The organism is Bordetella sp. H567 (assembly GCF_001704295.1).
Lineage (GTDB): Bacteria > Pseudomonadota > Gammaproteobacteria > Burkholderiales > Burkholderiaceae_B > Bordetella_C.
Genome location: NZ_CP012334.1, coordinates 5,202,748 through 5,221,679 on the forward strand (window position 1 = coordinate 5,202,748; position 18,932 = coordinate 5,221,679).

Here is an 18,932-nt window from a genome sequence, read left to right on the forward strand (position 1 = left end):
GCATCAGGCCAGCTTGCCGACCGCGCCTTCGAGCAGGCCCCAGGCCTCGTCGCCGAACTTGCCACGCCATTCCTGGTAGAAGCCCGCCTGGCGCAGCCGCGCCTGGAAAGAATCGGCCTTGGGCCGGTTGAACTTCAGGCCCTTGGATTCCAGGTCGCTCTGGATGGACTGGTTCATCTTCTTCAAGTCTTCCCGCTGCAGCATGCCGGCGTCGTTGAACGCGGTTTCCCACAGCTTTTGCAGGTCCGGCGGCAGGCGGCGATAGGCGCGGCCGTTGGCGATGAACCAGTAGCCGTCCCAGATGTGGTTGGTCAGCGAGCAGTACTTCTGCACTTCGTACAGCTTGGCGGCCTGGATGATGGGCAGCGGATTTTCCTGGGCGTCGACGATGCGCGTCTGCAGCGCGGAATAGACTTCGCTGAACTGCAGGCTGGCCGGCGCGGCCGACAGGGCCTTGAACATCGAGATGGAGAGCGGGCTGACCGGCACGCGGATCTTGGTGCCGTCCAGGTCCTGCGCATCGGCGATGGGCTTGCTGCTGGTGGTGATCTGGCGAAAGCCGTTGTCCCACATCTTCTGGAAGGCGTACAGGTTGGCCTTGGCGATCTTGTCGCGCACGTGCGCGCCCAGCGCGCCGTCCATCGCCTTCCACACCTGGTCGTAATCGGAAAACGCGAAGCCCACCGCGTTGATGGCCGCCACCGGGACCACGGTGGCGATGACCAGGGCCGACGGCGTGAACAGCTCGATGCCGCCGCTGCGTACCTGCGACAGCATGTCCGTATCGCCCCCCAACTGGTTGTTGGGGAAGATGGTGATGTCCAGCCGGCCGCCGGATTCCTTGCGTATGCGGTCCACGGCTTCCTGCGCCCGCAGATGCAGCGGATGCGTCATGGGCAGGTTGTGGGCGTACTTGTAGGCGAATTCGGCCCCGGCGCGGGCCAGGCCGGGCACGCCCAGCGCGAGCGCGGGGCTGGCCGCCATGGCGCGCAGCAAGGTGCGGCGGGTCATCGTCGTCATGGTTGTCTCCTTGGCGCCGGTTAGGTGTTGTAGGTGCGGTCCGGCAACGCGCGGCGATCGTGTAGGTGACGCCACGCCCCGGACCGTTCACGCGCGCCGTTGCAACGGCGCGGCGGGGTCGAATGCCCGGAAACTGGCGGCGCACGCGGGCGGCTGGCCGGCCCGCAGCAGAAATGTAGCGTGGCGACTAGAATCGGAGAAGCCGAAAATTTGGATCGATTAAGCGATGAAAGAGATAAATCTCTCGACCCGCGACTTGCGCGCTTTCCTGGCGCTGGCGGAACAGCGCAGCTTCACCCGCGCCGCGCGGCAGTGCCATCTTTCGCAATCGGCCTTCAGTTCGCTGATCCGTACCATCGAAGAAACCCTGGGATATCGCCTGTTCGATCGCGATACCCGCAATGTGGAGCTGACCCCGCAGGGACGCTTGCTGGAAGCCTCCGCCCGGCGCGTGCTGGACGATTTCGACGGCATGATCGACGACTTCCGCGGCCACGCCATGCTGGACAAGGGGCGGGTGTCGGTGGCCGCGCTGCCGTCCATCGCATCGGGCTGGCTACCGGGGGTCTTCGCGGAATTCCGCCAGCGCCATCCCGGTATCGAACTGGAACTGGCAGATGTGCTGTCGGCGCCTTGCCTGGAACGGGTGCGGGCCGGCCGCGCGGACCTGGCGCTGGCGTCATCGGGCATCCCGGCGCAGGACCTGGACGCGCGCCTGCTGTGCAACGACCGCTTCCACCTGGTGTGCCGGGCCGACCATCCGTTGGCGCGGCAACGCGAAGTGGGCCTGCCGGACCTGTCGGCCGCCCCCTTCATCCACCTGGCCCGGTCGCACAGCGTACGCCTGCAGCTGGAGCGGGCCTTTCATCCGTATCCGATGAAGACGGTAATGGAAGTGGAGCAACTGGCGACGGTGACCGGCATGATCGCCGCCGGCATCGGCATCACGGTGGTGCCGGCGCTGACGCTGTACGAATTCGAGCGCCCCGACCTGGTCAGCCGGCCGCTGAAGATCGCGGGGCTGGTACGCCGCATCTACCTGATCACGCGGCGCGGCTTGAGCCTGCCGCCCGCGGCCGAACGGCTGCATGCCCTGATGCTGGAACGCCGTCCGGGACAGCGGCGGCGTGCCCGCACGGCCGCCTAGACGCGCGGCCCGCGCCTTCCGCCCCGCCGGCCACCGGCGGCAAGACCGGCCACGCCGGCAGGCGACACGGCTACCCCCTAAGCGACCCGGGTGCCGCCATCGCGCGCCCACTGCACGGCGTCTTCCACGCGATCGTTGCCCCAGAACATTTCATCGCCGGCGAACATCATGGGGGCACCGAAAATGCCCAGCGCCTGTGCCCGGTCGACCTGCGCGCGAAAGGCCTGCTTGATTTCATCGCTGCCCGCGCGGGCCAGCACCGCATCGGCATCCACGCCCAGGCCGCGCAGGCGATCCCGCACCACGTCGGGCTGGTTGATATCCACGTCATCGACGAAATTGGCGCGGAACATGGAAAGGCAGAACGCCTTGCCCCACTCCGCCTGGAGCCCGATCAGCGCGACCCGCGAGGGCAGCACGCCCACGCGCGGGAAAACCGTGGGACGCCGGTAGCGCACGCCGTACTTGCCGGCCAGCCGGGCCACCTCCCGCATCATGTATTCGCCCTTGTCCGGAAACAGGCGGAAGGGCGAGTCGTCCCAGCCCCGCGCCTTGAATATGGGGCCGAGCAGGAAGGGCCGGTAGTCCACGAGCACCCCCTGCGCCGCGGCGATCGGCTCGATACGCTCGATCGCCAGGAAGCTGTAGGGGCTGGCGAAGTCGAACCAGATGTCCAGCCGCTTCGTGCCATCGGATGCGCCGCTTGCTTGCGTCATGCTGTCTCCTTGCCGATGTATGCCGTATTCCTGGGCCGGCCGCCGCCTGCCGTACTCGTCGGCCCGCCGCCACCCGCCGTATTGCCGAGCCCGCCGCCGAGCGGTATTGCTCAGCCCGCCGCGACGTCGACGCCGGGGTCGCCCTGCACCATCCGGCCCACGACGGCGGCCTGCGTGAAGCCTTGTTCGGCCAGGACGGCCAGGACCCGCGGCGCGGTATCCGGATCGCAGGCCACCAGCAGGCCGCCGGAGGTCTGCGGGTCGGTCAGCAGCGCGCGCGATACGTCATCCACGCCGGGGGCCAGGGAGATCGCATCGCCATAGGACGCCCAGTTGCGGCCCGACGCACCGGTGATCATGCCGGCCTGCGCCATCTGCCGCACGCCGGGCAGCCATGGCAGCGCGGCCAGGTCGATGCGGGCACGCAGTCCCGCGCCGCGGCTCATCTCCAGCGCATGGCCCAGCAGGCCGAAGCCGGTGACGTCGGTCAGCGCATGCACGCCCGGCAGCGCGGCCAGCGCCGGGCCGGGGGTGTTCAGCCGCGTCGTGCTGGCGATCATGGCCTGGTAGCCCGCCGCGTCCAGCTGGTTCTTCTTGAGCGCGGCCGACAGGATGCCCACGCCCAGCGGCTTGCTGAGCACCAGCACGTCGCCCGCGCGCGCGTCGGCATTGCGCTTGACGCGGGCTGGGTGCACCAGGCCCATCGCCGCCAGGCCGTAGATGGGCTCGACCGAATCGATGGTGTGCCCGCCGGCCACCGGGATGCCGGCCTGCGCGCACACATCCTGGCCGCCGCGCAGGATTTCCGCGATGACTTCGCGCGGCAGCACATTGATCGGCATGCCGACGATGGCCAGCGCCATGATGGGCGTGCCCCCCATGGCGTAGACGTCCGACAGCGCATTGGTCGCGGCGATGCGGCCGAAGTCGTAGGGATCGTCCACGATAGGCATGAAGAAGTCGGTGGTGGCGATCAGCGCCTGCTCGTCGTTCAGGCGGTACACCGCGGCGTCATCGGCGGTTTCGGTACCCACCATCAAGCCGGGGAAGGCCTGCGTGGGCGCGAAGCGGGCCAGCAGGTCGGCCAGCACGCCGGGTGCGATCTTGCAGCCGCAGCCGCCGCCATGCGAAAGCGAAGTCAGGCGCGGGACCACGCCGGCGCTCGCGTCTTGGGTCATGAGAGTCTCCAGGGAAGCCGGAAAAGGATAGCACCGCCGCGACCCCGCGCGGATCCCGCGCGCCCGGCACACGCCGGCCCCACCCCTACTAAGAGTCATCAAAACGGCCTACTATCATGGTCCTTCCATGCCTATAAGCGCGCATCCGCGCCTGGACCCGAACCGCCATGGCCACTCTGCTTGCCGACTGCCCGCTCTGCCAGACGCATGGCGGCACCCTGCTGTGGCAGGGTACGCACATGCGCGTGGTGGAGGTCGAGGACCCGGACTATCCGGGCTACACCCGGGTCATCTGGAATGCGCACATTCCGGAGATGACCAGCCTGTCGCGCCATGGCCGGGAACTGATGATGGAAGCCGTCTGGCGCATCGAGGAAACCCAGCGCGAGATCCTGCGTCCGGACAAGGTCAATGTCGCGTCACTGGGCAATATGGTGCCGCACCTGCATTGGCACATCATCCCGCGCTGGCGCGGCGACCGGCATTTTCCGGATGCCGTCTGGGCGCCGGCGCGCATCCCGCGCGGCCAGGAACCGCCGGAATGGGCGCCGCGCATGGCGGCGATCCAGGCCGTCATGCAGCGCTATCGCAACCGCCTGCTCGACACCTTGAACGCCCTGCCCCGCCATTGATCCGTCGCCGTCGAATTGATGATTACGCGTGCCATGAACCCTCGCTTTTCGGCCACCCCTTTGACGCGGCTGGCCGCCGCCCTGGGCCTGGTGGCGGTCGCACCCGCCTGCCTGGCGGCCCGGCCCGTCACGACCCCCTGCCCCGCCACGCTGCAGATCTCGCAGACGTCGGTGAGTACGCCCGGCGGATGGTCCGTGATGCCCGACCCGCGCCGTGATGCCGACCATCGCCTGCAGGGCATCACCTTCTTTTCGGGCGATCCCCGCAACATGGTCGCGTTGGCGCCCGACACGGAAAAGCGGTCCACGCACGGCTATGCGTCGACCTGGCACTTCCAGCCCGGCGACCAGGGCTACTGGATCGGATGCAGCTACACGGATACGAACCTGCTGGCCGTGCGCAAGCTGGCGGACAACATCAGCCAGTGCGACATGATGCAATACCTGGCCGATCGCCGCCGGCCCGGCGGCGCGGTCGAAGTGGTCTGCTACTGAATGGAAAACCGTCTCCGTACCCCCTTGTCCGTATTGGCTTCCCAACTGCCGCCGGAGTGGGCGCCTGCCCTGGCCACCCCCGCCGCCGCGCGGGCATTGCCGGAAATCTGCGGCCACGTCGACCGCCGGGTCGAGGCTGGCATCACCGTCTATCCCTGCGCGCCCTTCCGGGTGCTGGAGCTGCTACGGCCGCGCGACGTCAAGGTGGTGATCCTGGGCCAGGACCCCTATCACGGCCCCGGCCAGGCCCAGGGACTGGCGTTTTCCGTCCCGGACGGCTGCAAGCGGCCGCCCAGCCTGCGCAATATCTTCAAGGAAATCGCCGCGGAGTACCCGGACAAGGGCATACCGGCGGGCAACGACCTCACGCCCTGGGTAGAGCAAGGCGTGCTGCTGCTGAATACCTCGCTCACGGTAGAGGACGGACAGCCCGCCTCGCACGCCAAGCGCGGCTGGGAGGCCATCACCGACGCCCTGATTTCGCTGGTGGCCCGCCAGCCACAGCCCAAGGTGTTCATGCTGTGGGGCGCGCACGCCCAGTCCAAGCGCGCACTGTTGCCACAGGACCACAACACGCTGGTGCTGATGGCCAACCATCCGTCGCCCCTGTCCGCATCGCGTCCACCCGCGCCGTTCCTGGGCTGCGGCCATTTCCGCCAGGCCAATGAGTGGCTTCTGACGCGCGGACAGGAAATTGTCGATTGGGGTTTGCCCCAGAAAACGCTGGCGCCGCAGCTTCAGTTCGGGTTATGATTTGCGCGCTGCACAAAAAGAACGGCATTTTTCCGCATTACTGTTAGTCCGCCGCCAGCCTCGCTGACGGCCTCGAAACAAGTCACGGTGTCCGCAGCCTACCCGGGTAAAACAAGCCCGGCGATGCCGGTCTTCATCGCTTCCTGACCCCTTTCCTTTCGCCAGCGCCCCAACATGGGGACGCGACATGCGCATGGTTGATCCGGTCGGCGTCGATGCTCCATCAACCAGCGCTGGATCCGGCACACACACCCCGGCCCGGCTCGATATGTGCCGCCAAAAGCGGCAAGGATAAGTCATGTCTTTCGAATCCCTGGGACTCGCTCCCACCCTGTTGTCCGCTGTGCAAGAAGCGGGCTTCGATACCCCCACCTCCGTCCAGGCCGCCGCGATCCCGCAAGCCATCGCCGGCCATGACCTGATGGTCTCGTCGCAGACGGGCAGCGGCAAGACCGCCGCCTTCATGCTGCCGGCGCTGAACCGCATCGCGCAGATGCCGGCCAACAAGGGCACGGGGGTGCAGGTGCTGGTGCTGACGCCGACGCGCGAACTGGCCCTGCAGGTCAACGACGCCACGCGTCTGTACGGCAAGAACCTGCGCGACCTGCGCACCGCCACCGTGGTCGGCGGCATGCCCTACGGCGCGCAGCTGAAGGCGCTGTCGCGCCGCGTCGATGTGCTGGTCGCCACGCCGGGCCGCCTGATCGACCATCTGCAGGCCGGCCGCGTCAAACTGAACACCGTGCACACGCTGGTGCTGGACGAAGCCGACCGCATGCTGGACATGGGCTTCATCGAGGATATCGAGACCATCATCAGCCGCCTGCCGGCCGAACGCCAGACGCTGCTGTTTTCCGCGACGCTGGACGGCACGGTGGCCAGGCTGGCCGCGAAGATGATGCGCGACCCCCAGCGTATCGAGATCGCGGGAAGCAAGGAAAAGCATTCCAACATCACGCAAAGCCTGCTGTACGCCGACGACGCCACGCACAAGATGCAGCTGCTGGACCACGTGCTGCGCGACACGGCGCTCGATCAGGCCATCGTCTTTACCGCCACCAAGCGCGGCGCGGACGATCTGGCCGGTCGCCTGAGCGACCAGGGCTTTGCCGCCGCGGCTTTGCATGGCGACATGAATCAGCGCCAGCGCACGCGCACCCTGGGCATGCTGCAGCGCCGGCAATTGAAGGTGCTGGTGGCCACCGACGTGGCCGCGCGCGGCATCGACGTGCAGGGCATCAGCCACGCCGTGAACTTCGACCTGCCCATGCAGGCCGAGGACTACGTGCACCGCATCGGCCGTACGGGCCGGGCGGGCCGCAACGGCCTGGCCTTCACGCTGGCCACGCACGCGGAACGCCACAAGATACGCCGCATCGAGCATTTCATCGGCCAGACGCTGACCCCGCAGATCATCGCCGGCCTGGAGCCCAAGCGCACCGCGCGCCCTGCCTACGAACGCACAGGCAAGCCGGGCTTCGGCAAGCGGCCGTCGTTCAACCGTGACAACCGCGGCGGCTTCGGCGGCGCGCGTCCCTTCGAAGACCGTCCCCGCCGCGATGCCCGCGACGGCGCGGCCACGCCCCATCGCGACCCGGCGGCGGGCGACCGTCCGCAAGGCGACCGCCCCTTCCGCGCCGACGGTGAATTCCGCGGCGCCGAGCGTGGCTTCCGTCCCGAAGGCGGATATCGCAAGCCGGGACAAGGCTTCCGTCCGGAAGGCGGTTTCCGCAAGCCCGAGGGCGCGCCGCGTCATGCGGAAGGCGGTTTCCGTCCGGCCGAACGCGGCTTCCGTCCCGAAGGCGCGGCCCGTCCCGAGCGCGGCTTCACCCATGGCGACCGCCCGCAGCAGACCGAAGGTGCTTTCCGCGCCGCGCGTTCCGAAAGCGGCGTGCGCGCGGACAAGGTCGCCCGTGAAGGGAACGCCCCTGGCAGCCGTTCCACCGAAGGCTATGCCCGTCCGGCCGGCAGGCCGTCTTTCGACAAGCGGCCCAGCCGCCCGGGCAAGCCGTTCAAGCCTGCCTACGCGGGCCCCCGGGATTGATCTGCATACGCATGGCGGGGTAACCCGCCGGCATGGCGGGCACTGACGTGACCCGCACATAGAACACGGCGCGGGCTGACCGCGCCGTGTTCGTTTCCGCTCTTCGTGATGAGAAGCGCACGGGCCGCGCTTTCGCCTTTTCACCGGAGACCGTATTGCACATCGTCGCCCTTCTGATCCTGCTTGCGGCCATGCCGGCCAGCGTTGCGGCCCATGCGGCCATCACGCTGCAAAACGCGCTGTGGACCATCGAACTGCGCCCTGACACGCTGGCCATCAAGGCCACGCCTGCCCCGGACGGGCCGGCCCTGTCCCATGTGCCGGACGGCGGACCCGGCACGGAAGGCAGCAGCCACCACGGCGCATCGCCGCAAGCGAATGCCGCTGCGGCCCTCCGCGCCCCGGCCGGCGTCGACGTGTCGCGAGGCGGCCCGGCCCATCGGACACAGGATGTGCGCGCCACGGCAACCCAGGCCGCATGGCAATGGGATCAAGGCAAATACCGCGTGACGGCGCGGCTGGACGGCCGCGACCTGGCGCTTTCCATACAGGCCCGGGATGCTGGCCCGCTGGCCATCCTGCGCCAGCCGGCCGCCGCGATGGGCCGGGCGCTGGCGCTGCCGCTGGCCGAGGGCCACTACATAGCCGGCGACAGCACGCACTGGCGCGACTTCCTGCCACGGGAGCTGGCCGCATTCGACACGTCCGCGGACATCAGCCTGCCCCTGTGGACCATGGATCACGGGGCCTACACGCTGTCGTGGATCCTGGAGAACCGCTACAACAATACGGCCGGTTTCCAGCGCGACGGCGGCGGGCTGGCGATGTCGCTGGACCACCTGTTCACGCCGCTCGACCGGCAGCCGGATAGCGCCCTGCCCGATACGGGCACGCGCGGTACGCCCGACACCGCGCCGTTGACGCCCATGTCACTGATCCTGCACCTGGGCGGCCCGGACCCGCTGGCGGGCGCCAAGCGGTATCGCGCTAGGCTGATCGAGCAAGGCCGCTACCGCCGGCTGGAAGAAAAGATACGCGCCGTCCCGCTGGCGGGGCGGCTGCCTGGGGCCACCCACCTTTATCTTTGGGGCAATGGCCTGCTCGCGGACAAGGACGTCAGGGACTGGCCAGGCTTGCTGTCGCGCCTGCAGGGCGACGGCGGCTTGTCCGCGGCGCTGCGCGCGCGCATGGACCAGGACATGAAAGCCGCCATCCGGAACGCGGCGGACAACCCCGTGCCAGCCCACCGGCAGTGGGCGATGCGGGCCATCAACACGGCCTTCGATGCGCTGGCACGGGAGGCCTGGCAAACCGCGGCGCCCGACATGCACGTGCTGTCGAGGCGGTATGGCGAACTTCGCCGTGAAGCGGCACAGGCCTTCGGCGCGACGCTGTCCGCGGATCCCGCCCGCTGGGGAGCGGGCGTGTCCATCGATACCATCGAAGCCCTGCGCCGGGCTGGCCTGCAACGCCTGTGGATAGGATTGGGCGAAGGTTGGGAAGGCGGCCTGTGGCATCCGGAAGCGATAGGCGCCGGCGCCGATGCGGGCTATCTGCTTGCGCCCTACGACTCCTACGAAACGGCGCTGCCGCCGGGCCAGCAGCCCAGCTGGGCCTCGGCCCAACTTGGCTTGGCGGCATACCGCGATTGCGGCATCACCCGCCTGGATGGACGCCTGCAAGCCGGCTTCCAGGGTGCCGGGCACTACACCGATCCGGCCTGCGTCAGGCCCTTGCTGCAAGCCCGCGTGCGCGCCATCCTGCGGGCCGTGCCGTTCAACAGCTGGTTCCTGGATGTCTATGCGACCGGCATGGCGTTCGACAACCATGCTCCACACCGCGCGCTGCCGCAGGCGCGCTACGTCGCCGAAAGCGCAGCCAGCCTGGCCTGGATGACCGACACGCTCCATCTGCCGGCCGGATCGGAGGGCGGCAACGCCGCGGCCGACGGCATTCTGTTCGCGCACGGCATGCAGACGCCCGTGATCGGATGGACGGACCCGGACCTGCAACGCAATGCAGGGTCCCCCTACTTCCTGGGCGCCTGGTATCCGGAAGACGAGCCGGCCAGGTTCTTCAAGCCCGTCGCCGCGAAACCCCGCCATGCCGCGATCCATTTCGATCCGGCCGCGCGCCTGCCGCTGTACCAGGCCGTTTATCACGGCGCCGTCATCACCACGCATCACTGGCTGTTCGACAACCTGAAGCTGCGCAACGTGGGCCGGGAGAACACGCTGGTCCAGCTGCTGTACAACGTGCCGCCGCTGTTTCATCTGAGCGCCGGGACGCTGCCGCGCCGGCTGCCGGAAATCGTGCGCCACGACGCGTTTTTCCGGCCACTGCACGAGCGCCTGGCGACCCAGGCACTGGTGGAATTTTCCTGGTTGACGGCCGATCGGCGGGTGCAACGGACGGTCTTCGAGGACGGCACCCGCCTGGTCGCCAATTTCCGCACGACGGACTTTTGCCTGGCGGATGCCTGCATACCCGCCGGGTCGATCGCGGCATTTCTTCCTGGCGTCCCCCTGCCCACCGTCTATCGCGCCGAGCCGGCGCGGCACGGATTTCCGGACGGCTGGATTTCCTGAAACAATGGCGGTTCCCTTCCGCTTTCCGCCCTGGCTTCATGTCGCAGACCTTCCCCCCGCCCCTGGATGCCGCATCCCGCGCCCATGCCGAGCGCACGGCCGCGCATCTGCGATCGGCGATCGCCCAGGCGGGCGGGTGGCTGTCCTTCGAACACTGGATGGCCGAGGCCCTGTACGCGCCCGGCCTGGGCTACTACGCCGCCGGCAGCGCCAAGCTGGCGGAATCGGCCGGCGACCCGCAGCTGGCAGGGGACTTCATCACCGCGCCCGAGCTGACGCCGCTGTTCGGCCAGGTACTGGCCGCGCAGGCCGCCCAGGTGCTGCGGCAGACCGGCACGTTGAACGTACTGGAGTTCGGCGCCGGCACCGGCGCGCTGGCCGAACAGGTGCTGGCCAGCCTGGACGCCGAAGGACTGCACGTGCGCTATTGCATCGTCGAGGTCTCGGCCGACCTGCGCGCACGCCAGCAGGCGCGGCTGGCGGCGCATGGCGAACGGGTCGCCTGGCTGGACCGGCTGCCGGATGCATTCGAAGGCTGCGTGCTGGCCAACGAAGTGCTGGACGCCATGCCGGTACAGGTGTTCCGTTGGGACGATACGGGCGCGCTGCTGGAACGCGGGGTCGTGGCAACGCCGGAAGGCGGCTTTGCCTGGTCGGACCGCCCGGCGCCGCCGCGCCTGGCCCAGGTCATGGCCGAGCGCATGCCACCCCTGGAAGGCTATGTCTCCGAAGTCAATCTGCGGGGCGAAGCCTGGGTGCGCGGCATGGGCCAATGGCTGCGGCGCGGCGCCGCGCTGCTCATCGATTATGGTTTTCCGCGCCATGAGTACTACCACCCGCAGCGCGCCGCCGGCACGCTGATGTGCCACCTGCGCCATCATGCGCATGCCGATCCCTTCCTGGCGCCCGGCCTGCAGGACATCACCGCGCACGTGGATTTCACCGCCATGGCCGACGCCGCGCTGGCAGGCGGACTGGACGTGCTGGGCTATCTGTCCCAGGCCAAGTTCCTGGTGAACGCGGGCCTGATGGAACGCATGGCGCAGCTGGATCCCAACGATGCCGCCACCTATGCGCGCGCCATCGCGCCCGTGCAGAAGCTGCTGTCCGAAGCCGAAATGGGCGAGCTGTTCAAGGTACTGGCCGTGGGCCGTGACGTGACACCGCCGCTGGCCGGCTTCCGGCGCGGCGACCGGCGCGCGATGCTGTAGCGCCCATCGCCAGGCGCGCGGTGGCTATTCCAGGACTTCGCGCACGGCTCGCAGGCGCGCCTCGCGCAGCGCCTCCTTGATGCAATCCGGCTGCTTGGGGTACTGGCGCGCGATGGCGCCGGCATCGACGCCGCGCATGGCCTGCAAGGCGGCTTGCCAGGCCGCCGGGTCCACCGCCGTCCGCACGCCGGCCGTACGCAGCAGCTCGATGAAGCGGTCAGGCTTGCGCAAGGCGTCGCAGCGTTCCATCAGCGCCAGGCGCCGGGCGGCGTCATGGGGGACGCCCGGCCCGGCCGCCAGGGCATCCAGGCCGTCCAGCACCACGGGCAGCAGCCGCGCGTGGTCCGCGCATTCCGTGGGGACGCGCAGCCGCGCGGAGAGCTCCGCTCCTTGCGGCGACGCCCGGCACAGCAGGGCGTAGCGCCCCGGCAGGGGCAGATCGCGGCGCGCGGCTTCGTCCAGGTCGGCCTTGACCGCATCGTCCACGCGCAAGCCGGGCAGGATACGCGGCAAGGCCTGGGCCTGCGCCAGCACGTCCATCATGCGCGAGGGCTGCGCGGCCATCAGGCCACGCGACAGCTCTTTCCATACGCGCTCCGGCACCAGCGCGTCGGCCTCCCCGGCATCGACCATGGCACGGCACAACGCCAGCGTTTCCGGCGCCACGCTGAAATCCCCGAAACGCGCGGCGAAGCGCGCCAGCCGCAGGATGCGCACGGGATCCTCGGCGAAGGCCTCGCCGACATGGCGCAAGACGCGGGCGTGGATATCGCGCACGCCACCGAGCGGATCGATGAGGCGGCCGTCGGCGTCGCGCGCGATGGCGTTGACGGTCAGGTCGCGCCGCGCCAGGTCTTCCTCCAGCGTCACGTCGCTGCCGGTGTAGAACGTAAAGCCCTTGTAGCCGCGCCCGGATTTGCGTTCGGTGCGCGCCAGGGCATATTCCTCGTGTGTCCGGGGATGCAGGAATACGGGGAAATCGCCGCCCACGGGCACGAAACCGCGGCGGGTCATGGCTTCGGGTGTCGCGCCCACCACCACCCAATCGCGGTCGCCCGCCGGCAGCCCAAGCAGCTCGTCGCGCACGGCACCGCCCACGATATAGGCACGCAGGCCGTCCAGCACCGGATCGGTCACCAGGACACCCGCGAGTGGTGGCGGCCGCCCCGTTTCACGGCAGGTCCGTCCGTTCCGGCGGCTGCGGCGCGATCTGCCCCAGCCGCTGCTTGAGCGATTGCGGCTGGCCGGTGAACATCGCCGCGTAATACGTGGCGTTGGCCATGACGTTCTTTACGTAGGTACGCGTTTCGGTGAAGGGTATGGTCTCCGCGAAGATCGCGCCTTCGACTGGATGGGTCAGCGTCGCGCGCCAGCGGATGGAGCGACGCGGACCGGCGTTGTAGCCGGCGCTGGCGAGGACCTGCGAACCGTCCAGGTCCTGCAGCACCATGCTCAGGTAGGAGGTGCCCAGCAAGGTGTTGGTGTCGAAGTCGTTGACCTGCCCGGGCGTGAAGTTGCTCAAGCCGATCTTGTTGGCCACCCATTTGGCCGTGCCCGGCATCAGCTGCATCAGCCCGGATGCACCCACGGAGGATCGCGCGTCCATGATGAAGCGCGATTCCTGGCGGATCAGCCCGTAGACCCAGGCGGGATCCAGCGCCACCTGGCTGGCCTTGGCGGCGACGCGGCCTTCGAAGGGAGCGATGTAGCGCTGCGTGAAGTCGAACTGCTTTTCGGTTCGATCCGAGGTGTTCACCACACGGTCGTAGATGCTTTCCCGGCGCGCCAGTTCAGCCGCGGCCAGCAACTGGCGGTCGTCCATGCCGCGCAGGGCGTAATTCCATTCGGGCACGGCTTCGCCGCGCCAGCCCAGGTGAAAGAGCGCCACCGCGCGCTGCAGACCCGCATTGGCGCGCGCCTGCGCCATTTCCTGCGGCGTCGGCGGGGCGGCGCGCGGCGGCACGGTGATGGTGCGGCCCAGTTCCTCGGCCGCCAGCTGGCCATAGAAGGTGAACTGGCCGGCGATGCGCTCGTATTCCCGCTGCGCCTCTTCGCGCCGGCCGATGGACGCCAGGCCCCGCGCGTGCCAGTAGATCCACGCGGGTTCGTCGCGCGCCTCCGGCGACATGGCATCGATGGACGCGATCACGCCTTTCCAATCGATGCGGGGCTGCCGCAGCGCGGCGCGGATCTTCCATTCCTCGTTGTACTGCGTCAGGCGGATATGGCCGGCCTCGACGTACCAGTCGTGCGCGCGCGGATCCTGGTTCAACACCGCCACCAGCGCCAGCTGCGCCCGCACCCATGCCAGATCCTGCCGCGGCAGCGCGCTGGCCCATTCGCGCCGCACATAGGAATCGGCCACGTCCAGATTGCCGCGCGCCAGGCGTGCCAGCGCGAGGGTGACCAGCTCGGTCTCGGCCTGCGTGCGCGGCGTTTTGGGCTGGCGCACCAGCCACTTCATCGGGTCCTTGATCATCGCGTCGTAGGCTTTCTGTTCGGGGGGTTCGAACAGATAACCCGCATACCGGCGCGCGTCGGCCAGCTTGTTGTCCTCGATCGCATCGCGCAGCCGGGGCTGCAGGTCGTTCCAGCCCAGAACATGATTGGCGACCAGGTCATCGTACAGGGACCAGCACCAGACCCCTGGGGCGAAGGCGCGCATGGCTTCCGCGCCGCTGACTTTCCTGCCCGTCATGTAACGGGCTTCCAGCGTGGCGCAATCGGTCTGCGCGTTGCCGTTCTTGACCGGCGCGAGCTTGTTGACGGTGTCATAGTCGCCCGAACGCGCGGCGGCCAACAGCCAGTCGGCGCGCAGCTTGTCAGCCAGGTAGGCGTCGGGATTGCGCTCGATGAAGCGCCGCAGCTGGTCCAACGGCCATTGCGCGCGCGGCATGTTCCACACCTGATAGCGCAGCAGCCAGTATTCCGGGTAGATGCCCAGGATGTCCTCGCGTGCCTGCGGCACGACGACGGCCAGGGCCGACCATTGCTTGCGCGTCATGGCGTCGCGCGCGGTGACCACGGCCTGACGCGCCGGGGTCAGCGGCTCGGTGGCCAGCAGCGACACGTCTTCGGGCCGCGCGCTGGCGGACGGATCGTTGGCCAGGGTGGTGACCGGAACGGCAGGAGCGACCGCGGCGGCGGGGGCATTGCCGGCGGCCGGCAGCGCGGGGGAATCCTGGCCCGCGCGCTGCTGGGCGTCCACCGGCGCGCACGCGGAGGTCAGCAGCACCAGCAGCGGCAATGCGCGACGCAACAGCCGCCCGGCGTCGGCCGCGGGCGATTTCTGATAACGTCCCGATTCCCCCCTACGCATCAGTTCTCCTTAACACCTGCACCGAATGATCACGAAAAATACGCTGAAGGATAACGCAGTACCGCTGCGCAAGCGATTGCGGGAGGCCCGTGCATCGTTGAACGATGCGCAGCGCCAACGCGGCGGCCTGCTCATGCGTGGCCGGCTGTTTACCTGGGTGGCGCTTGCGCGCGATGCCGCGCGCAAGGCCGGCCGCCCGGAACTGTCCGCCATCGCGGCGTACTGGCCGCTGCAGGACGAGCCGGATCTGCGGCCGCTGCTCAGCCAGTGGGTGGAAGAGGGAATCACCGTGGCGCTGCCCGCCGTGCGGGCCCCCGGCCAGCCGCTGGAGTTCCGCCCCTGGACGCCGGACGCGCCCATGCAGGAAGGCGCCTACGGCATCCCGGAGCCGCTGGCCGGCCCCACCGTGACGCCGGGGCTTATCCTGGTCCCCACGCTGGGCTACACCGCCCAGGCCGACCGAGTCGGCTATGGCGGCGGCTACTACGACCGTACGCTGGCGGCGCTGAAGGACGCGGGACACGCGTTCACCGCGATCGGCGTCGCCTGGACGGTCGGGCGCCTGGAGGACACGCATGTTCCCGAGCCGCACGACGTGCGGCTGGACGCCATCCTCACACCGGACGGCTGGGTGCCCAAGGCGCCCTGAAGTTTTCGGGACGGATCCCGGGCTGCCCTTTTTGCCCGGGTTTATTAAAATGCCAGGATTAACCCCTACCCAGCATCCATGACTTATTGCGTCGCGGCCCATTTGCACGCCGGCTTGGTGTTCCTGGCGGATTCACGCACCAACGCGGGCGTGGATCAGATCAGCGTATTCCGCAAACTGAACGTGTTCGAGCGTCCGGGCGAACGGGTCATGGTGCTGATGACCTCCGGCAACCTCGCAATCAGCCAGTCCGTCGTGAACACGCTGTCGATGCACGACAGCGCCGACCCGGGCTCGATCTGGAGCGCGCCGAATATGTTCGAGGCCACGCGCATCGTAGGGGACGCCATACGGGAAGTGCATCGCCGCGATGCCCGCGCCCTGCACGAACAAGGCGTGGAATTCAATATCACGCTGATCTTCGGCGGCCAGATCGGCCGCGAGCGCTGCCGCCTGTTCCAGGTCTACGCGGCCGGCAACTTCATCGAGGCGCACGCCGAATGCCCTTATTTCCAGATCGGCGAAGCCAAGTACGGCAAGCCCATCCTGGATCGGGTGCTGGAGCCCGACACGTCGCTGGACGAAGCGGCCAAGTGCGCACTGATTTCCATGGACTCCACCCTGCGTTCGAATATCTCGGTGGGGCTGCCGCTGGACCTGCTCGTCTACGAAACCGACGCCTTGCGGGTGACCCGCTTCGCGAACATCGACGAGAACAACGCCTACTTCCAGATGATCCGCAATCGCTGGGGTGAAAAGCTGCGCCAGGTATTCGCGGAAATCGATGCCCCGGTCTGGACCAACCCCTGCTCGCCGGACACCCTGGTGCCTCCCGGGCGCACGCACCAACCCGTGCGGGTGCGGCCCGGCAGCACCGAGCCGACGGATGTCGTGCCGGCGCAGGCGCTGGCCGAGGGACGCGATACGTCGCAGCAGGAATGATGCGGGGCTGGCGCCCCGGCAGGCGCTACCTTCCCGACCGCGCGGCCACGCCGCCTCGCCCGATGGCGCAACTATCGTCCAGCAGTTCTTCGGACGCGCCGTGGTTGCCGGCAGCCGTACCGTGCCCCTGCCGGACGTCCTGATCCGCTTCGCTATCCAGGAACGCAAAACCCTGCCGGCCGTCCGGCAGGGTCACGGGCGCCATGAACAGCGTGTGCGGCAGCATGGACCCGCGCGGATACACGTCGCCCGCCAGCAGGCGAACCGGATCCGTGCGCGCCAGCGCGGCGTCGTCCGTCAACAGGGCTCGATAGCGGTACGACTTGCCCGCCATCGGCGGGAGCCAGGTCCAGTGCCTGTCGCTCAGCGTGCCGATATGGTCGGCCAGCGTGGCGGCCACGTCGGGCCGGATGCAGCTGATGTGGATATGCAACTGGTCCTGGGTGCGGCCGTAGATGGAATTGGCCGCGAAACCGACCTGGGTGCGGCGCAGCGGTCGCTTCAGCACCTTTTCGACGTACCGCCAGTTCGCGTAGGCGGCACGCCAATAGTTGGTGCCGCCGGTCACCCACAGCCGGGAGTCCTCGATACCCGTCACCCGGTCGGTGGGCAACAGCAGGAAGGCGTACGGCTTGGCCGGGCTGTGGTCCTTCAGGACGACATAGCCCGCTTGCGGATCCACGCGCGCGCACGCGTTGGGCCGCGATACTTCATCGGTTCCGTCTGGCGGACCGCCGCCCTGGGCGCCCCGGGCCGGCGCGTTCGCCACGCACTGGCGGACCACCGTCCACAGGACGCCGCGCCGGTCCATGACGGCCCAGCCCGGGCCCGGCACGGGACGCGAGGCGGCGCCCGGCTCGGATTCTTCCGCCACGGCGGCCGCCATGGCCAGCGCCCCGCCCAGCGCCAGCGGCAGCGCCCATGCCAGCGGCGCGGCCACTGCCCATACGCGCGTTATCGAAACACCACTCGGTCTCGCGATCCATCCCATCGACATTGCCCATCATCCGCATATGGATGCCCGGGGCCATGCTATCGAAGGGAAATGACAATCACGTGCTGGTCAGGTTCTTCCAGATCGCCATCGGGGCTTCCGCGCTGTTCAGCGTGTAGAAGTGCAGGCCAGGTGCGCCGCCATCCAGCAGCTTGCGGCACAGGTCGGTGACCACGTCGACGCCGAAGGCGCGGATGGATGCCTTGTCGTCGCCGAATTCGGCCAGGCGCAGGCGAATCCAGCGCGGGATCTCCGCACCGCACATCTGCGAAAACCGCGCCAGCTGGGTATGGTTGGTGATCGGCATGATGCCCGGCACCACCGGCACCGAGACCCCCTTGGCCGCCGCCCGTTCGACGAAATCGAAATAGGCGTCCGGATTGAAGAAATACTGTGTGATCGCGCTGTTGGCGCCCGCGCGCACTTTGTCCACGAAATGATCAAGATCGCTGGACGGGTTGTCCGCCTGCGGATGCATTTCGGGATAAGCGGCGACCTCGATGTGGAACCAGTCGCCGGTTTCCTGGCGGATGAAGGCCACGAGGTCGCGCGCGTATTTCAATTCGCCGGCATCGCCGCCCATGCCCGACGGCATGTCGCCGCGCAGGGCGACCACCTGGCGCACCCCTTCGTCGCGATAGGACGCCAGGATGGCGCGCAGGTCCTCGCGCGTGGCGCCGACGCAGGAAAGGTGCGGGGCCGCGTCCACGCCCAGATTGCGCAGCATGCGCACGGTGCCGGCGGTGCCCTCGCGGGTGGAGCCGCCCGCGCCGAAGGTCACGCTGACATAGCGCGGGTGGATGGCCAGCATCTGCTTGGCCGCCCGCAGCAGGCGTTCCTGCGCGGCGATATCGCGCGGCGGGAAAAATTCCAGGCTGTAGGCCGGCGTAGTGGTATCGGTCATGAGACGAGCAGCGTGGAGAGCAGGCCGGAGATGATGCTGTACAAGATCGCACCGATCACCGCCCACCAGAAGCCGTTGACCTGGAAGCCTTTCAGGATGGACCCGGCGAACCAGAACAACAGCGCGTTCAGGACGATCAGGAACAGACCCAGCGTGACGATGGTGATCGGCAGCGTCAGCAGAACGAGCACCGGCTTGACCAGCATGTTCAACAAGCCCAGCACCAGCGCGGCGATCAACGCCGACCCAAAGCTGGCCACGGCAATCCCGGGCAGCAGATACGCGACCACCAGCAGGGCCACCGCGTTCAGGATCCAGACGAGGATCAAGGTCATGTTCG

Annotated in this window: 17 protein-coding genes; 9 read left to right on the forward strand and 8 right to left on the reverse strand. The window is 68.5% G+C overall.

Annotated elements, in window-relative coordinates:
- Window positions 1-3: 3 nt before the first annotated feature.
- Window positions 4-1,020: a TRAP transporter substrate-binding protein gene (locus tag AKI39_RS23310; RefSeq protein ID WP_066641379.1), complete on the reverse strand. Its 1,017-nt coding sequence runs from the start codon at window positions 1,018-1,020 to the stop codon at window positions 4-6.
- 226 nt (window positions 1,021-1,246) lie between these two features.
- Between AKI39_RS23310 and AKI39_RS23315 the strand changes: the two genes are divergently transcribed.
- The gene (locus AKI39_RS23315; protein ID WP_066641381.1) at window positions 1,247-2,167 is read left to right on the forward strand and encodes a LysR family transcriptional regulator; all 921 of its coding nucleotides are present in this window, start codon (window positions 1,247-1,249) and stop codon (window positions 2,165-2,167) included.
- A gap of 77 nt (window positions 2,168-2,244) precedes the next feature.
- On the opposite strand, the gene AKI39_RS23320 is transcribed toward AKI39_RS23315, so the two are convergent.
- Window positions 2,245-2,883 (reverse strand): 2-hydroxychromene-2-carboxylate isomerase, encoded by a 639-nt coding sequence (locus tag AKI39_RS23320; protein WP_066641383.1) that lies wholly within the window; start codon window positions 2,881-2,883, stop codon window positions 2,245-2,247.
- Window positions 2,884-2,993: 110 nt separating this feature from the next.
- On the reverse strand, window positions 2,994-4,061 hold the full coding sequence (gene selD, locus AKI39_RS23325) for a selenide, water dikinase SelD (RefSeq protein ID WP_066641389.1): 1,068 nt from the start codon (window positions 4,059-4,061) through the stop codon (window positions 2,994-2,996).
- 167 nt (window positions 4,062-4,228) lie between these two features.
- Here selD and AKI39_RS23330 point away from each other — a divergent pair, with 167 nt between their 5' ends.
- The 6 genes from AKI39_RS23330 (at window position 4,229) to AKI39_RS23355 (ending at window position 11,784) form a co-directional block, all read left to right on the forward strand.
- Complete coding sequence (locus AKI39_RS23330) at window positions 4,229-4,693, forward strand: HIT family protein (RefSeq protein ID WP_066641391.1); 465 nt, start codon at window positions 4,229-4,231, stop codon at window positions 4,691-4,693.
- Between the two features lie 33 nt (window positions 4,694-4,726).
- A complete protein-coding gene (locus tag AKI39_RS25665; protein WP_066641392.1) occupies window positions 4,727-5,188 on the forward strand; it encodes an STY0301 family protein in 462 nt (153 codons plus the stop codon).
- Window positions 5,189-5,941 carry a uracil-DNA glycosylase gene (locus AKI39_RS23340; protein ID WP_066641394.1) on the forward strand — a complete coding sequence of 251 codons (753 nt, stop codon included), beginning with the start codon at window positions 5,189-5,191 and terminating at the stop codon, window positions 5,939-5,941.
- 298 nt (window positions 5,942-6,239) lie between these two features.
- Window positions 6,240-7,985, forward strand: a complete 1,746-nt coding sequence (locus AKI39_RS23345) for a DEAD/DEAH box helicase (RefSeq protein WP_066641396.1) — start codon at window positions 6,240-6,242, stop codon at window positions 7,983-7,985.
- Between the two features lie 155 nt (window positions 7,986-8,140).
- A complete protein-coding gene (locus tag AKI39_RS23350) occupies window positions 8,141-10,573 on the forward strand; it encodes a glycoside hydrolase (RefSeq protein WP_066641397.1) in 2,433 nt (810 codons plus the stop codon).
- Window positions 10,574-10,611: 38 nt separating this feature from the next.
- Window positions 10,612-11,784 carry a class I SAM-dependent methyltransferase gene (locus AKI39_RS23355; RefSeq protein WP_066641398.1) on the forward strand — a complete coding sequence of 391 codons (1,173 nt, stop codon included), beginning with the start codon at window positions 10,612-10,614 and terminating at the stop codon, window positions 11,782-11,784.
- A 24-nt stretch (window positions 11,785-11,808) separates the two neighbouring features.
- Here AKI39_RS23355 and AKI39_RS23360 read toward each other — a convergent pair whose 3' ends face one another.
- Together AKI39_RS23360 and AKI39_RS23365 are read right to left on the reverse strand one after the other, a co-directional pair.
- Complete coding sequence (locus AKI39_RS23360) at window positions 11,809-12,924, reverse strand: tRNA CCA-pyrophosphorylase (RefSeq protein ID WP_066641403.1); 1,116 nt, start codon at window positions 12,922-12,924, stop codon at window positions 11,809-11,811.
- A gap of 31 nt (window positions 12,925-12,955) precedes the next feature.
- The gene (locus tag AKI39_RS23365) at window positions 12,956-15,103 is read right to left on the reverse strand and encodes a lytic transglycosylase domain-containing protein (protein ID WP_083229018.1); all 2,148 of its coding nucleotides are present in this window, start codon (window positions 15,101-15,103) and stop codon (window positions 12,956-12,958) included.
- Between the two features lie 25 nt (window positions 15,104-15,128).
- Between AKI39_RS23365 and AKI39_RS23370 the strand changes: the two genes are divergently transcribed.
- Window positions 15,129-15,752 (forward strand): 5-formyltetrahydrofolate cyclo-ligase, encoded by a 624-nt coding sequence (locus tag AKI39_RS23370; RefSeq protein ID WP_066641409.1) that lies wholly within the window; start codon window positions 15,129-15,131, stop codon window positions 15,750-15,752.
- 78 nt (window positions 15,753-15,830) lie between these two features.
- Complete coding sequence (locus AKI39_RS23375; protein ID WP_066641410.1) at window positions 15,831-16,694, forward strand: proteasome-type protease; 864 nt, start codon at window positions 15,831-15,833, stop codon at window positions 16,692-16,694.
- Between the two features lie 25 nt (window positions 16,695-16,719).
- On the opposite strand, the gene AKI39_RS23380 is transcribed toward AKI39_RS23375, so the two are convergent.
- From AKI39_RS23380 to AKI39_RS23390, 3 genes are all read right to left on the reverse strand, one after another.
- The gene (locus AKI39_RS23380; RefSeq protein ID WP_066641412.1) at window positions 16,720-17,634 is read right to left on the reverse strand and encodes a CDP-diacylglycerol diphosphatase; all 915 of its coding nucleotides are present in this window, start codon (window positions 17,632-17,634) and stop codon (window positions 16,720-16,722) included.
- A gap of 112 nt (window positions 17,635-17,746) precedes the next feature.
- Window positions 17,747-18,592, reverse strand: coding sequence for a methylenetetrahydrofolate reductase [NAD(P)H] (gene metF, locus AKI39_RS23385; protein ID WP_066641414.1), 846 nt, complete (start codon window positions 18,590-18,592; stop codon window positions 17,747-17,749).
- Window positions 18,589-18,927: a phage holin family protein gene (locus AKI39_RS23390; protein WP_066641421.1), complete on the reverse strand. Its 339-nt coding sequence runs from the start codon at window positions 18,925-18,927 to the stop codon at window positions 18,589-18,591. Before AKI39_RS23390 ends, metF begins: the two co-directional genes overlap by 4 nt.
- Window positions 18,928-18,932: the final 5 nt, after the last annotated feature.

Coding starts and splice junctions, on each gene's coding strand:
- AKI39_RS23375 (WP_066641410.1), top strand. CDS start 15,831: ATGACTTATTGCGTCGCGGCCCATTTGCACGCCGGCTTGGTGTTCCTG.
- AKI39_RS23315 (WP_066641381.1), top strand. CDS start 1,247: ATGAAAGAGATAAATCTCTCGACCCGCGACTTGCGCGCTTTCCTGGCG.
- AKI39_RS23345 (WP_066641396.1), top strand. CDS start 6,240: ATGTCTTTCGAATCCCTGGGACTCGCTCCCACCCTGTTGTCCGCTGTG.
- metF (WP_066641414.1), bottom strand. CDS start 18,592: ATGACCGATACCACTACGCCGGCCTACAGCCTGGAATTTTTCCCGCCG.
- AKI39_RS23340 (WP_066641394.1), top strand. CDS start 5,189: ATGGAAAACCGTCTCCGTACCCCCTTGTCCGTATTGGCTTCCCAACTG.
- AKI39_RS23390 (WP_066641421.1), bottom strand. CDS start 18,927: ATGACCTTGATCCTCGTCTGGATCCTGAACGCGGTGGCCCTGCTGGTG.
- AKI39_RS23355 (WP_066641398.1), top strand. CDS start 10,612: ATGTCGCAGACCTTCCCCCCGCCCCTGGATGCCGCATCCCGCGCCCAT.
- AKI39_RS25665 (WP_066641392.1), top strand. CDS start 4,727: ATGAACCCTCGCTTTTCGGCCACCCCTTTGACGCGGCTGGCCGCCGCC.
- AKI39_RS23320 (WP_066641383.1), bottom strand. CDS start 2,883: ATGACGCAAGCAAGCGGCGCATCCGATGGCACGAAGCGGCTGGACATC.
- AKI39_RS23370 (WP_066641409.1), top strand. CDS start 15,129: ATGATCACGAAAAATACGCTGAAGGATAACGCAGTACCGCTGCGCAAG.
- AKI39_RS23310 (WP_066641379.1), bottom strand. CDS start 1,020: ATGACGACGATGACCCGCCGCACCTTGCTGCGCGCCATGGCGGCCAGC.
- AKI39_RS23330 (WP_066641391.1), top strand. CDS start 4,229: ATGGCCACTCTGCTTGCCGACTGCCCGCTCTGCCAGACGCATGGCGGC.
- selD (WP_066641389.1), bottom strand. CDS start 4,061: ATGACCCAAGACGCGAGCGCCGGCGTGGTCCCGCGCCTGACTTCGCTT.
- AKI39_RS23365 (WP_083229018.1), bottom strand. CDS start 15,103: ATGCGTAGGGGGGAATCGGGACGTTATCAGAAATCGCCCGCGGCCGAC.